At 67.3% G+C, this 12,550-nt stretch carries 13 protein-coding genes; 4 read left to right on the forward strand and 9 right to left on the reverse strand.

The genetic code is table 11. The features are described 5' to 3' along the window. Window positions 1–25 precede the first annotated feature (25 nt). From AB0I35_RS29720 to AB0I35_RS29735, 4 genes are all read right to left on the reverse strand, one after another. A complete protein-coding gene (locus tag AB0I35_RS29720) occupies window positions 26–832 on the reverse strand; it encodes a hypothetical protein (protein WP_357399630.1) in 807 nt (268 codons plus the stop codon). A 231-nt stretch (window positions 833–1,063) separates the two neighbouring features. Further along, window positions 1,064–2,110 carry a 4-hydroxy-2-oxovalerate aldolase gene (gene dmpG / locus AB0I35_RS29725; RefSeq protein ID WP_357399631.1) on the reverse strand — a complete coding sequence of 349 codons (1,047 nt, stop codon included), beginning with the start codon at window positions 2,108–2,110 and terminating at the stop codon, window positions 1,064–1,066. A gap of 12 nt (window positions 2,111–2,122) precedes the next feature. Next, entirely contained in the window at window positions 2,123–3,028 is a 906-nt protein-coding gene (locus tag AB0I35_RS29730) for an acetaldehyde dehydrogenase (acetylating) (protein WP_357399632.1), read from the reverse strand. Between the two features lie 19 nt (window positions 3,029–3,047). After that, window positions 3,048–3,833, reverse strand: a complete 786-nt coding sequence (locus AB0I35_RS29735; RefSeq protein WP_357399633.1) for a 2-keto-4-pentenoate hydratase — start codon at window positions 3,831–3,833, stop codon at window positions 3,048–3,050. Between the two features lie 124 nt (window positions 3,834–3,957). Between AB0I35_RS29735 and kstD the strand changes: the two genes are divergently transcribed. From kstD to AB0I35_RS29750, 3 genes are all read left to right on the forward strand, one after another. Further along, window positions 3,958–5,649: a 3-oxosteroid 1-dehydrogenase gene (gene kstD / locus AB0I35_RS29740; RefSeq protein ID WP_357399634.1), complete on the forward strand. Its 1,692-nt coding sequence runs from the start codon at window positions 3,958–3,960 to the stop codon at window positions 5,647–5,649. After that, on the forward strand, window positions 5,649–6,509 hold the full coding sequence (locus AB0I35_RS29745; protein WP_357399635.1) for a MaoC/PaaZ C-terminal domain-containing protein: 861 nt from the start codon (window positions 5,649–5,651) through the stop codon (window positions 6,507–6,509). Before kstD ends, AB0I35_RS29745 begins: the two co-directional genes overlap by 1 nt. 120 nt (window positions 6,510–6,629) lie before the next feature. After that, window positions 6,630–7,466 carry a GNAT family N-acetyltransferase gene (locus AB0I35_RS29750; protein ID WP_357399667.1) on the forward strand — a complete coding sequence of 279 codons (837 nt, stop codon included), beginning with the start codon at window positions 6,630–6,632 and terminating at the stop codon, window positions 7,464–7,466. 32 nt (window positions 7,467–7,498) lie between these two features. On the opposite strand, the gene AB0I35_RS29755 is transcribed toward AB0I35_RS29750, so the two are convergent. Both AB0I35_RS29755 and AB0I35_RS29760 read right to left on the reverse strand, forming a co-directional pair. After that, window positions 7,499–8,104 carry a YdeI/OmpD-associated family protein gene (locus tag AB0I35_RS29755; RefSeq protein ID WP_357399636.1) on the reverse strand — a complete coding sequence of 202 codons (606 nt, stop codon included), beginning with the start codon at window positions 8,102–8,104 and terminating at the stop codon, window positions 7,499–7,501. 180 nt (window positions 8,105–8,284) lie between these two features. Further along, window positions 8,285–8,881: a TetR/AcrR family transcriptional regulator gene (locus AB0I35_RS29760; RefSeq protein WP_357399637.1), complete on the reverse strand. Its 597-nt coding sequence runs from the start codon at window positions 8,879–8,881 to the stop codon at window positions 8,285–8,287. A gap of 30 nt (window positions 8,882–8,911) precedes the next feature. On the opposite strand from AB0I35_RS29760, the gene AB0I35_RS29765 reads away from it, so the two are divergent. Next, window positions 8,912–10,111, forward strand: coding sequence for a saccharopine dehydrogenase NADP-binding domain-containing protein (locus AB0I35_RS29765; protein WP_357399638.1), 1,200 nt, complete (start codon window positions 8,912–8,914; stop codon window positions 10,109–10,111). 65 nt (window positions 10,112–10,176) lie between these two features. Here AB0I35_RS29765 and hsaB read toward each other — a convergent pair whose 3' ends face one another. Genes hsaB through hsaD form a run of 3 tightly spaced genes read right to left on the reverse strand, consistent with a single transcriptional unit; the run spans window position 10,177 to window position 12,548 of the window. Further along, complete coding sequence (hsaB, locus tag AB0I35_RS29770) at window positions 10,177–10,755, reverse strand: 3-hydroxy-9,10-secoandrosta-1,3,5(10)-triene-9,17-dione monooxygenase reductase subunit (protein WP_357399639.1); 579 nt, start codon at window positions 10,753–10,755, stop codon at window positions 10,177–10,179. Between the two features lie 18 nt (window positions 10,756–10,773). After that, window positions 10,774–11,682, reverse strand: a complete 909-nt coding sequence (gene hsaC / locus AB0I35_RS29775) for an iron-dependent extradiol dioxygenase HsaC (RefSeq protein ID WP_133733945.1) — start codon at window positions 11,680–11,682, stop codon at window positions 10,774–10,776. Beyond that, a complete protein-coding gene (gene hsaD / locus AB0I35_RS29780; protein ID WP_357399640.1) occupies window positions 11,679–12,548 on the reverse strand; it encodes a 4,5:9,10-diseco-3-hydroxy-5,9,17-trioxoandrosta-1(10),2-diene-4-oate hydrolase in 870 nt (289 codons plus the stop codon). The genes hsaC and hsaD overlap by 4 nt, the downstream gene beginning before the upstream one ends. Window positions 12,549–12,550 lie beyond the last annotated feature (2 nt).

Genomic DNA, 12,550 nt, shown 5'->3' on the forward strand with positions numbered 1-12,550 from the left:
CGATGCCGCCACCGGAGCGTGGTGATCAGGTGTTCAGGAAAGCGCCTCGTGCTGAGAGGGCGAATTCGATTCGGTCGAGAAGTATGTGAGGACGTGTGTAGAGGAGATTCGCGCCTGTTCGGATCACCTGCCAGCCGTGTTCGGCAAGGACAGCGGCGCGGTCGATGTCTTTTGTACGCTGGGCGGGGTCGGTCCAATGATGGGCTCCGTCGTATTCGACGGCCACACACCATTTCTTCCACCCCATGTCGAGACGGGCGAGGAAACCGCCAGCGGTGTTCCGCACGACGATCTGGGTGGTCGGCGCCGGAAGTCCGTTCTCGACGATCAACATTCGCGTCTGTGATTCCGGCGGCGACTCGGCGCCCGGGTCGACCAGCGGCATCACCGATCGGACCTGAGCACACCCACGGTCCCCGGCGTGGGTCGCGGCAAAGGAAAGCACTTCTGGCGGCGCAAGCTTCGTCGCCCGACACAGTGCATCGAGGACCGGAACGGCCTCTTTCCTCGGCAAGCGGCGTGCGAGATCGAAGGCAGTGCGGGCGGGAGATGTGACGAGGTACCCGTCGATATCGCAGCACTCATCGCGGGCGATGTGTGCCTGCCGGGTTCTGATCCAAGCCGGCGGCCTGCGATACGTCGGAATCGCGATCTCGGCGGGCAACTCCGCGTCAAGCCACCGGTTACCGTGCATCGCCGCAGCCGAAAGCCCCACGATCACCCCCGCCCCTTTACTCCAGTGCACCGCCGCCTTGGCCCGCCCGACCGCATCCAGTCGACATCCCCGCGCCACATAGACATCCGGCGCGATCCGATCGAAGTCGTGCCGCAACTCCCACCGCGTAACCGCCCCCGCGGCGACAGCCCACGACCCGACGAACGCCCCATCGATAGCCCCCATGCGCCACATATTCCCCCACCCCACCGACAACTCGCGCGCCCACGCCCTGGCCATGTGATCACCACGCTCTGGTGGCGTTGCCTTCCCGGCCGATGCCGCCACCAGAGCGTGGTGATCACGTGTTCAGGTGGTGACGCGCTTTTGTTTCGGGATCGGGGGTGGTCAGGACGAGGCGGATTCGCGTTGGAGTTCGAGGGCGATGTCGATGAGTTGGTCTTCTTGGCCGCCGACGAGTTTGCGTTTGCCCGCGCGGACGAGCATTTCGGCGGCGGAGACGTTGTAGCGCTCGGCTTGGCGTTCGGCGTGGCGCAGAAAGCTGGAGTAGACGCCCGCGTAGCCCATCATCAGGGCCTGGCGGTCCAGGAGGCATTCGGTGGGCATGGCGGGGCGGACGACGTCTTCGGCGGCGTCGGTGACGGCGAAGAAGTCGACGCCGGTCTTGATGCCGAGTTTGTCGCAGACCCCGATGAACGCTTCGACGGGGAGGTTGCCCGCGCCCGCGCCGAAACGGCGGGCCGAGCCGTCGATCTGGGTGGCTCCGGCGCGCACCGCGTAGACGGAGTTGGCGACGGCGAGGCCGAGGTTCTCGTGGCCGTGGAAACCGACCTGGGCATCGTCACCGAGCTCGGCGACCAGTGCGGCGACGCGGTCGGAAACCTGTTCGAGCACAAGGGCACCGGCGGAGTCGACGACATACACGCACTGGCAGCCGGCGTCGGCCATGATGCGCGCCTGTTTCGCCAGCTTCTCCGGGGTGGTGGAGTGGGCCATCATCAGGAACCCGACGGTCTCGAGGCCGAGTTCGCGGGCGAGCCCGAAATGCTGGATGGAGACGTCGGCTTCGGTGCAGTGGGTCGCGATGCGGCAGATCGAGGCGCCGTTGTCCTGGGAGATCTTGATGTCTTCCTTGACGCCCACACCGGGCAGCATGAGGAAGGCGATCTTGGCCTGTTTCGCGGTTTCGGCCGCGGCTTTGACGAGTTCCTGTTCGGGGGTCTTGGAGAACCCGTAGTTGAACGAAGACCCACCGAGTCCGTCACCGTGGGTCACCTCGATGACCGGCACGCCGGAACTGTCGAGGGCGGCAACAATATTGCGTACCTCGTCGACGGTGAACTGGTGGCGCTTGTGATGCGACCCGTCACGCAGTGAGGTGTCGGTGACGCGGACATCGAGTTCGCCCGAGAAGGGCTTCAGGATTGTGCTCATTGCGGAAACTCCTTACACCCGAGCCGAGATGATCTGATCGGCCAGCACGTCACCGACGCGGGTCGCGGCGGCGGTCATGATGTCGAGGTTGCCCGCGTACGGGGGCAGGAAGTCGCCCGCACCTTCGACCTCGACGAAGATCGACACCTTCGCCATGCCGCCGGACACCACCGACGGGTCGTCGAACTGGGGTTCGTTGAGCAACCGGTAGCCGGGCACGTACTCCTGGATGGACTTCTCCATCCGCAGGATGCTGTCGGCGATGGCGTCGCGGTCGGCGTCTTCGGGAATGGAGCAGAAAATGGTGTCGCGCATGATCATCGGCGGCTCGGCGGGGTTCAGGATGATGATGGCCTTGCCGTGCTGGGCGCCGCCGATCGTTTCGACACCCTTGGAGGTGGTCTTGGTGAACTCGTCGATATTGGCGCGGGTACCGGGCCCGGCCGACACCGACGCCACCGACGCCACGATCTCGGCGTACCGCACCGGCACCACCCGCGAAACGGCCGCGACCATAGGGATGGTCGCCTGCCCACCACAGGTGATCATGTTGACGTTCGGCGCGTCCCGCAACGAATCCAGATTCACCGGCGGGATCACGGCCGGGCCGACAGCGGCGGGAGTGAGGTCGACGGCGCGGATGCCCGCGGCCTCGTACTTCGGCGCGTACGCGCGGTGCACGTAGGCGGAGGTGGCTTCGAACACCAGGTCCGGTTTGTCGTCCAGGGCGAGCAACCAGTCCGCGCCCTCGGCGGAGGTTTCCAAACCGAGCCCGCTTGCCCGCTTCAGGCCCTCGGAGTCCGGGTCGATGCCGATCATCCAGCGCGGCTCGATCTTGTCCGAACGCATCAGCTTGTACAGCAGATCGGTGCTGATATTGCCGGACCCCACGATCGCGGCGGTGACTTTACTTGTCACGGAATACTCCTAGGGAAGGTCAGCTGAAACGCAAACGGACCGAACCGAGTCCGGTGAATTCGGCGTGGAAGTCGTCGCCGGGGCGGGCGTCGATGGCGCGGGTGCAGGAGCCGGGCAGCACGATGTCACCGGCTTTGAGCCGCACGCCGAAGGTCGCGACCTTGCGTGCCAGCCAGGCCACCGCGATCACCGGGTCACCGAGGACCGCGTCGCTGCGGCCTTCGGCGACGACCTCACCGTTGCGGGTCAGGACCGCGTCGATGGCGGTGATGTCGATATCGGCCGGGGCCACGCGCTGTTCGCCGAGGACGTACCCGGCCGAGGAGGCGTTGTCGGAGATGGTGTCGGCCAGCCCGATCTTCCAGTCTTCGATCCGCGAATCGATCAACTCGATCGCGGGTGCGTAGGCGACGGTCGCGGCGAGGACGTCTTCCTCGGTGCAGTCCTCGCCGGGCAGGTCCTTGCCGAGGACGAACCCGACCTCGACCTCCACGCGGGGCAGCAGGTACTGCGAGGTGTCGACGGGGACGTCTTCGAAGACTTCCATCTCGGCCAGTAGATGCCCGTAATCGGGTTCGTCGACGCCCATCATCTGCTGCATCGCCTTGGACGACAGCCCCACCTTGTGCCCGACCACCTGTGCCCCGTCCCGGAGTCGGCGTTGGATGTTGAGCAACTGGATCTCGTAGGCGTCGACCACGTCGATGCCGGGGTACCGGTCGACCAGCGGCGGCACGGCCACCCGGTCGTGTTCGGCGCGCGCCAGTTCATCGGCGAGTTCACTCCGCTGCGCGTCGGACAGCACGGGTACCTCCTGGGGAAATCTGCTCGGCTGGACAGCCAAACTGTAACCGGTTTTCAACCTTTTTATTCGGGCTTCTTCCAGACAAGATAGCGCAACCTCGCCCTGATTCTATAACGTGTTCTACATGAGTGATCGGGAATACGATGTGGTGGTCGTCGGGAGTGGCGCCGCTGGAATGACCGCCGCCCTCACCGCGGCGCACCACGGGCTGAGCGTGGTGGTGCTGGAGAAGGCGGCGCACTACGGCGGGTCGACCGCCCGGTCCGGGGGCGGGGTGTGGATTCCGGGGAACAAGGCGCTGCTCGCCTCGGGCCGCCCCGACGATCGCGACGAGGCGCGCACCTACCTGCACAGCATCATCGGCGACGTGGTGCCCGCCGAGAAGATCGACACCTACCTCGATCGCGGCGCCGAGGCGTTCGACTTCGTGCTCGACCACACGCCGCTGAAAATGAAGTGGGTGCCCGGCTACTCCGATTACTACCCCGAGGCTCCAGGTGGCCTAGGCCAGGGCCGTTCGTGCGAACCGACACCCTTCAACGGCAAGGTGCTCGGCGCGGAGCTGGCCAATCTCGAGCCGCCGTATGCCAAGGCGCCGATGAACGTGGTCGTGATGCAGGCCGATTTCGTGCGGCTGAACCTGATCCGCCGCCACCCCAAGGGCATGATGCGGGCGCTGCGCGTCGGCGCACGCACCTACCTGGCCAAGTTCACCGGTAAGCACCTGCTCGGCATGGGCCAGGCCATCATCGCCGCCATGCGCAAGGGCCTGCTCGACGCGGGCGTTCCGGTCCTGCTCAACACGCCTCTCACCGACCTGGTGGAGACCGACGGCCGGATCACCGGCGTCAAGGCCACCGTCGACGGCGAATCGGTCACGTTCACCGCGCGCTACGGCGTGATCCTCGGCAGCGGCGGTTTCGAGCACAACGCGGACATGCGCGCGAAGTACCAGCGGCAGCCGATAACCACTGAGTGGACAACCGGTGCCGCGGCCAACACCGGCGATGGCATCGTCGCGGGTATGGCGGCAGGAGCGACGGTCGGGTTCATGGAGGACGCCTGGTGGGGTCCGACGATCTTCAAGGGCGGCAAGCCCTGGTTCGCGCTGGCCGAACGCAACCTGCCCGGCACCATCATGGTCAACGACCGCGGCGTGCGCTTCGGCAACGAGTCGGCCCCGTATGTGGAGGCCGTGCACACCATGTACGGCGGCGAGTACGGCCAGGGGCCCGGTCCCGGCGAGAACGTGCCCGCCTGGCTGGTGTTCGACCAGCGCTACCGCAACCGCTACATCTTCGCGGGTCTGCAACCGGGACAGCGGTTTCCGAAGCGCTGGATGGAGAACGACAACATCGTCAAGGCCGACACGATCGCCGAACTCGCCGCCCGCATCGGTGTTCCCGCCGACGCGCTCGCGGGAACCGTCGAGCGGTTCAACGGCTTCGTGGCCAAGGGCAAGGACGAGGACTTCGGTCGTGGCGACAGCCACTACGACCGCTACTACGGTGACCCGACCGTGAAGCCCAACCCGTGCCTGGCCGAGATCTCGCAGGGCCCGTTCTACGCCGCGAAGATCGTCCCCGGCGACCTTGGCACCAAGGGCGGCCTCGTCACCGATACCGCCGGACGTGTGCTGCGGGAAGACGATTCGGTGATCGACGGCCTCTACGCGGCGGGCAACTGCAGCTCACCGGTGATGGGCCACACCTACGCGGGCCCCGGCGCGACCATCGGTCCCGCGATCACCTTCGCCTACCTGTCCGTGCTCGACATCGTCGGCAAGAAGTCCTCTACCGCCAAGGAAGTGAAGTAGTGCCCATCGATCCACAGATCGCGCTCGGCGCGGCGCTGCCCAGCCGCGAATTCAGCTGGACCCCCACGGATGTGCAGCTCTATCACCTGGGTCTCGGCGCGGGCGCGCGCTGCACCGACCCGGTCGAGCTGCGTTATCTCGACGACAGCGAACCCCAGGTGCTGCCCACCTTCGCCACCGTCGCCCCGACCCTCGGCGAGACCGCCGCGCCGCGTGTGAGTTTCCCCGGCGTCGAGATCGACCTGGCGAAGGTGGTGCACGGTCATCAGGAAGTGGTGGTGCACAAACCGATTCCCGCGTCGGGCAAGGCCGTGTCCGTCGGCCGGATCTCCGAGGTCTGGGACAAGGGCAGCAATGCGGTGATCGTGCAGGAGCACACCGTCACCGGTGCGGACGGGGAACCGCTGTGGACGGCGCGCTCGTCGATCTTCGCCAAGGGCGAGGGTGGTTTCGGTGGCGAACGCGGGCCGAGCACGAAAGCCGAGCTCCCCGACCGCGCCCCCGACGCGGAACTCACCACCGCCACCCTGCCGCAGCAGGCACTGCTCTACCGCCTCTGCGGTGACCGCAATCCACTGCACTCCGACCCCGAATTCGCCCAGGCGGCCGGGTTCCCCGCACCGATCCTGCACGGACTGTGCACCTACGGCGTGGTCTGCAAGTCGCTCACCGATGTCCTGCTCGACGGTGACGCCACCCGCGTCGCGGGCTTCCGCGCGAAGTTCACCGGCGTGCTCTACCCCGGCGAAACCCTGCGCACCAAGGTGTGGCGGGAGGCCGACACGCTCGTCGCGGCGGTCACGGCCGTCGACCGCGCCGACGCACCCGTCCTCGGCGACGTCACCCTGCGCATCGCCTGAACTGAACACCTGATCACCACGCGCTGGTGGCGGCATCGGCCGAGAGGTCGCCGCCACCAGCGCGTGGTGATCTTGGTTCGGGAGCGGAAACTCGCTGGACACGGGGGATATAAGTGGGGGATGAGTGAAAACGGTCGGGCATTGTTCTGCGGCGGGGACTTGGCGGCACGGATCGAGCGGGTGGAGACCGCGGCGATCGTGGGGGCCACTCGGGTCGGGATCGGGCGGGGAGTCGAGGGGTTCGTCCGGGACATCGGGGGCGGGGCGGCTTGTTTCGCGGGGATGGGATCGCCGTTGAACAAGGTGGTGGGGGTCGGGTTCGGCGGGGTGCCGTCCGTGGGGGAGTGGGAGGCGATCGAAGAGGCTTATGCGCGGGTGGGGTGTCCGGTGCAGGTGGAGTTGTCGCAGTTGGGGGCGTCGGGGATCGGGGAGGAGCTGACGGGGCGGGGGTATCGGTTGATGTCGTTCGAGAATGTGCTCGGGATGCGGTTGGCCGGCGACGAGTTCGCCGTGCCGGACGGCGTGGAGGTGCGGCTCGATGCCGGGGAAGATCTCGGTGCGTGGCTCGATGTGGTGGTCGACGGGTTCGCCCATCCCGACGAAGGTCCGACCCACGAGGAATTTCCGCGCGAGGCGATTGCCACGGTGATGCGAGACATGGCTTCGGCCAACCGGACCCGTCGCTACCTCGCCTACCGAGACGGGGTGGCGGCCGGCGGCGCGAGCCTGCACACCGACGGTGGGATCGCGGCCCTCGCGGGCGCGGCGACCCTGCCGGCGCATCGCCGACGAGGCGTGCAAACCGCCCTGCTGACAACACGTCTCAACGATGCGGCGAAGGCCGGTTGTGATCTGGCGACAGTCACCACCGCGCCCGGTTCCAAGTCGCAGCAGAACGCGCAAGGCCGAGGATTCTCGCTCCTCTACACCCGCGCCATCCTGGTGAAAGAGCTCTGAATACCGCTGGCGGGGAGCCCCGAACCCGCTGGCTACAGGGTGTGCTGGTGCCGCGCGACCTCGCTGAAGGCGGTCGCCGGGGCTGGTCGGAGTGCGGTGAGGGCTTGGGCGACGCGGGCCGCCCGCTCTTGCGGCGTAGCCGCTTTGAGGATCGGAAGGAAGAGCCGATACCGCTCCGATCGGCTCAGCGCCTCGTAAGCAGCTGCCGCCCTGGGTGATTCGGTAAGGGCGGCTGCCAGCTCGGCAGGGGTTTCGGCGGTGCTTTGCCGTTCGTAGGCTCCTGCCCAGCGCCCGTCGGCGACGGCCTCCTCGATCGCCGCGTAACCGGCGGGCCGCATCCGACCGGCCGCGATCAACGCCTCGGCCTTGGCGACATTGACCTGCGACCACGGGCTGCGGGCCCGTCGCGGCGAGTATCGCTGCAGGTAGTGATGCGCGTCGAGGGAACGCCGGTGACTGTCGATCCAGCCGTAGCAGAGCGCGCCGTCGAGCGTCTCGGTGATGGTCACCGATGGCTCCGGCGCGCCCTTCTTCGCGATCCGCACCCACACCTCGTCCGCCGAGGCATGGTTCGCGGCCAGCCACGCTTCCCATTCGGCCGAGTCGGCGCAGGTGATGGATTCGATGCTCGCGTTCATGAGAACCATCCTGCTCGCCAAAGTGCTCACCGAATGAGCAGTTTTACGACCAGGGCCGCCACCTTCTGCGCGGCAACGAAGGCCGTGGGGTCGGGTCGCCACCGGCGCCGCAGACGAGTATCGGCACCCGGGTGACGAGCGCACCGGATGCCGGACAGCAGGCGCTGTGGCGGTTGGGTCCTATGTGGCGGCGAGGGCGGACAGGAGCGTGTGGGCGCTCTGTTTGGCCTGCTCGGTGCGGTCGGGCTCGTCCACACCCTGGAGGTGGAACGCCCAGTGGGCCTCGAACAGGCAGGCCAGGGCGTACGCGGTGATGGCCACCCGATCCGGTGATGCGGCCGGGTAGGCGGCACTGAGTTGTTGTTCGAGGCCGGGCAACCATCGGTTCGTCCAGAGGTCCGTGAGACGTTCCCGCACAACCGGTTCCCGAGCAGCTAGTGCGACCAGTTCGCACCACACCACCAGATCGTCGCGATCGGCGTAGGCACCGGGCTCGAACATGCGCGCCACCCGTTCCTCGACGGGCGCGTCGGCGCCGAGGCGCAGCAGGTTGTCGCCGTACTCGGCGACGGCGTCGGTGACGAATGCCTGCATGAGACCGTCGCGGCTACCGAAGTAGTGCAGCACCAGGGTGCGTTGCACGCCTGCCACCGTCGCGACCCGTGACAGCGTCGTATTCGCGAGGCCGTCGGCGGCCACGACCGAGCGCGCCGCCCGCAGAATCTGCGCGATGCGCTCGGAGGCCTTGCTCGGCCGTCCAACTTTATTTACTGTCATGACAGTCAATATATTCGAAGGAAGGCAGTGATGCGAGTTCTGGCACTGGGTGGGGCAGGGGAAATGGGGCGCGTCGCGGCACGCGTCCTGCGCGGCGACGGCAGGGTCACGGCGTTGACGATCGCCGATCGCGACGAACGGGCAGCGCGCGAGATCGCGGGGGAACTCGGTGCCGAAGCACGAGCACTCGACGTCACCGACACTCCGTTACTCGCCGCGGCACTGCGCGAGGCGGACCTCGTGGTGAACACCGTCGGTCCGTACTTCCGCTTCGGCCCGCCGGTCCTGGCCGCCGCCATCGCCGCGGGTTGCGACTACATCGACATCTGCGACGACCCACAGCCCACCGCCGACATGCTCGAACTCGACGCCGAGGCGAAAGCGGCCGGGGTGACGGCGCTGCTCGGCATGGGCGCGAGTCCGGGCGTGGCGAACCTGCTCGCGGTCCGGGCGGGCGCCGAGCTCGATCAAGTCGACTCCCTGGTGACGGGCTGGAACATCCACTCGGCCCACACCGAGAAAAGCGCCGCGGCGACCGCCGCCGTCGTGCACGGCATGCGCCAGATCAGCGGGAACATCCCGGTCACCAGGGCGGGCGCACGCGTCGAACGCTCTGCGCTGGAACGGTTTCGGCTCGAATACCCGGGACTCGGCACCGGTGAGGGTCGCAGCTTCGGTCACCCGGAGGCGATCACCTTGCCGCTGGCTTTCCCCGGCGTCAAAGACGCGACCTCGGTGGTCGTCGCCGATCGTGCGACCTCGGCCGCGCTACTGGCACTGCGCTGGGCGATGAACCGCCGCCTGCTGACCGTCGATCGCGCGGCGCTCTTGGCTGCCCGCCTCGAACGCCTGCTCCCGGCCGACCCGGCAACTCTCGTCGCGGCCGGTGGACTGCCGCCGCTGTTCGCCATCGCCGAGGGGGAACGAGACGGTTCGCCCGCGAGGGTCGCCACTGCGCTGAGTCAGGTCCCCGGCCTGTCGATGGCCGACAACACCGGCGTCCCGTTGGCTGTCGGCGCGCTGCTGCTGGCCGCGAACCCGCGTCCAGGGGTGCACGCACCCGAAACGCTGCTCGACCCGGACCAGTTCTTCGCCGCCTTCGCGTCCCACTGCCTCGGCGCACCGGACCCCGCGGCGATGACGATCACCACCCGAAGCTGGGCCACCCCCGACAGCAACGCCGCGGCGCTGTCGTCCGCCCTGCTGACAGCCCTCATCGCGGCACGCTGAGCCCACAACCGGGCATCGCCGCTCGTACACGTCGGCGATCGTGCTCACTCGAGCACCGGCGCCACCTACAACCAGGTGTCGAGGCTGGTGGTGGTGAGGAAGTGGTCCAGGTCGGCGCGCCAGGGGGCGGGGGTGGTCTTGTCCGGTTCGATGCCGGTGTACTGGCCCCGGTAGAACAGCAGCGGGCGACCATTGGTCGTCGTCTCCGATTCCGCCAGCGCCTGGACTCGTCCGATGACGATGAAGTGGTCACCACCGTCGACCACCGAATCCACCGTGCATTCGATCGTGGCCAGCGAATCGTCGAGCACAGGGACACCCAGAACCGAAGTGTGCCAAGGGACTCCGGCGAACTTGTCGGGTTCGCGGGAGCCGAAGCGGGCGCACGTCGGCTGCTGTTCCTCGGCGAGCACGTTCACACAGAACTTGCCCGCCGCCTCGATCGCGGCCCACGAGCGCGACCCCTTGGTGGGGCAGAACAGCACGAGCGGCGGATCGAGGGAGAGGGCGGCGAAGGACTGACAGGCGAATCCGATCGGCGCACCGTCTGGGGCGAGTGCGGTGATCACGGTGATGCCGGTGCAGAACTGCCCGAGCACATTACGGAATTGTCGGCCGTCGATCGCCGGTATCTGTTCGGTCATGTCCCTCGCCGCCATTCCCTATTGCTGCTTGAATCCGACGGTGAAGTCGTGACCCCACAGGCTGACCGCGGTGGATTCGCGGGCGGTCCAGTTGTCGTCGTCGACTTCCAGTCCCTCACAGCCGAATTCGATGTCGAATCCGCCCGGCGTCTTCATGTAGAACGACAGCATCTTGTCGTTGATGTGCCGCCCGAGGGTGGCCGACATCTTCACCTTCTTGCGCAGCGCGCGGTCCAGGCACAGGCCGACGTCGTCGGAGTTCTCCACCTCGACCATGAGGTGCACGATGCCGGTGGGGTTAGGCAGCGGCAGGAACGCCAGCGCGTGGTGGCGCGGGTTGCAGCCGTAGAAGCGCAGCCAGGCCGGATCGCCGTCGGCGGGACGGCCGACCATCTGCGGTGGCAGCCGCATGGAGTCGCGCAGCCGGAAACCGAGCACGTCCTGGTAGAACGCCTGTGCCGCGGCATCGTCGGTGCAGGTCAGCACCACGTGGCCGAGGCCCTGTTCGGCGGTGACGAACTTGTGGCCGTAGGGGCTCACGAAACGGCGACCCAGGTACTGCGCACCGTAGAACGCCTCGAGGGTGTTCCCGGAGGGATCCTGGAACCGGATCATGCCCTCGACGCGGCGCTCGCCCAGTTCGTCCTTGGTCCCCTCGGTGTAGTCGACCCCGGCCTTGTCCAGGGTCTCCCGCAACTGCTGCAGGCCACGCGCGTCGGTGACCTCCCAGCCCGAGACCAGCAGCCGGTCCTGCTCACCGGGGACGATCACCAGCCGCGCGGCGAAATCGTCCATGCGCAGGTAGAGGGCGTCGGGGTTCAGCCCGGTGCCTTCCATCATGCCGAGCACCTTGAGGCCGTACTCGCGCCAGGCCGCCATGTCGGTGGCCTCGATGCGCATGTAGCCGAGTGCGCGAATACTCATCACTTGCTCCCGAGGAAATCGACTGTGAGCCGGTTGAACTCGTCGAACTTCTCCAGCTGCGCCCAGTGGCCGCAACCGCCGAACACGTGCAGCTGCACCCGGGGAATCACCTTGGTGGCTACGAGCGCGCCGTCGAGCGGGTTCACCCGATCCTCACGGCCCCAGATCAGCAGCACCGGCTGACGCAGTTTGTAGGCGTCGCGCCAGAGCATGCCCTTCTCGAAGTCGGCGCCCGCGAAGGACTTGCCCATCGCGCGCATGGCGGCCAGCGATTCGGGGGTGCTCGCCTGGGCGAAGCGTTCGTCGATGAGCTCCTCGGTGACCAGCGACTGGTCGAAGACCATGATCCGCAGGAACTTCTCGAGGTTCTCCCTGGTCGGCGCGTAACTGAACGCCGAGAGCAGTTTCACGCCCTCGGTGGGGTCGGGCGCGAACAGGTTGGTGCTCAACCCGCCCGGACCCATCAGCACGAGTTTGCCCGCGCGCGTGGGGTTGTCGAGGGCGAAGCGCACCGAGGTGCCACCGCCGAGCGAGTTGCCCAGCAGGTGAACGCGATCGGTGATCGCGAGATGATCGAGCAGCGCGAGCAGCGCGGTGGACGCGTGCACGAAGTACTGCGGATGATCCACCGGCTTGTCGGACTTGCCGAAACCCGGTTGGTCCAGGGCGATCACATGGAAGTTCTCGGCCAGCACCGGGATATTGCGGGCGAAGTTCGACCACGCCGACGCGCCGGGTCCGCCGCCGTGCAGCAGCACGATCGTCGGCCCGTTGCCCACACCGGCTTCGTGGTAGTGCAGCTTCAGTTCGGGGGTGACCTGCGCGAAGCGTGAGGTCGATGCGTAGGTGATCTCAGCGGTCTGGGTCATCG

The organism is Nocardia sp. NPDC050378 (assembly GCF_040655675.1).
In the GTDB taxonomy this organism is placed as follows: domain Bacteria; phylum Actinomycetota; class Actinomycetes; order Mycobacteriales; family Mycobacteriaceae; genus Nocardia; species Nocardia coubleae.

Coding starts and splice junctions, on each gene's coding strand:
- dmpG (WP_357399631.1), bottom strand. CDS start 2,110: ATGAGCACAATCCTGAAGCCCTTCTCGGGCGAACTCGATGTCCGCGTC.
- kstD (WP_357399634.1), top strand. CDS start 3,958: ATGAGTGATCGGGAATACGATGTGGTGGTCGTCGGGAGTGGCGCCGCT.
- AB0I35_RS29750 (WP_357399667.1), top strand. CDS start 6,630: ATGAGTGAAAACGGTCGGGCATTGTTCTGCGGCGGGGACTTGGCGGCA.
- AB0I35_RS29755 (WP_357399636.1), bottom strand. CDS start 8,104: ATGAACGCGAGCATCGAATCCATCACCTGCGCCGACTCGGCCGAATGG.
- AB0I35_RS29760 (WP_357399637.1), bottom strand. CDS start 8,881: ATGACAGTAAATAAAGTTGGACGGCCGAGCAAGGCCTCCGAGCGCATC.
- AB0I35_RS29765 (WP_357399638.1), top strand. CDS start 8,912: ATGCGAGTTCTGGCACTGGGTGGGGCAGGGGAAATGGGGCGCGTCGCG.
- hsaB (WP_357399639.1), bottom strand. CDS start 10,755: ATGACCGAACAGATACCGGCGATCGACGGCCGACAATTCCGTAATGTG.
- hsaD (WP_357399640.1), bottom strand. CDS start 12,548: ATGACCCAGACCGCTGAGATCACCTACGCATCGACCTCACGCTTCGCG.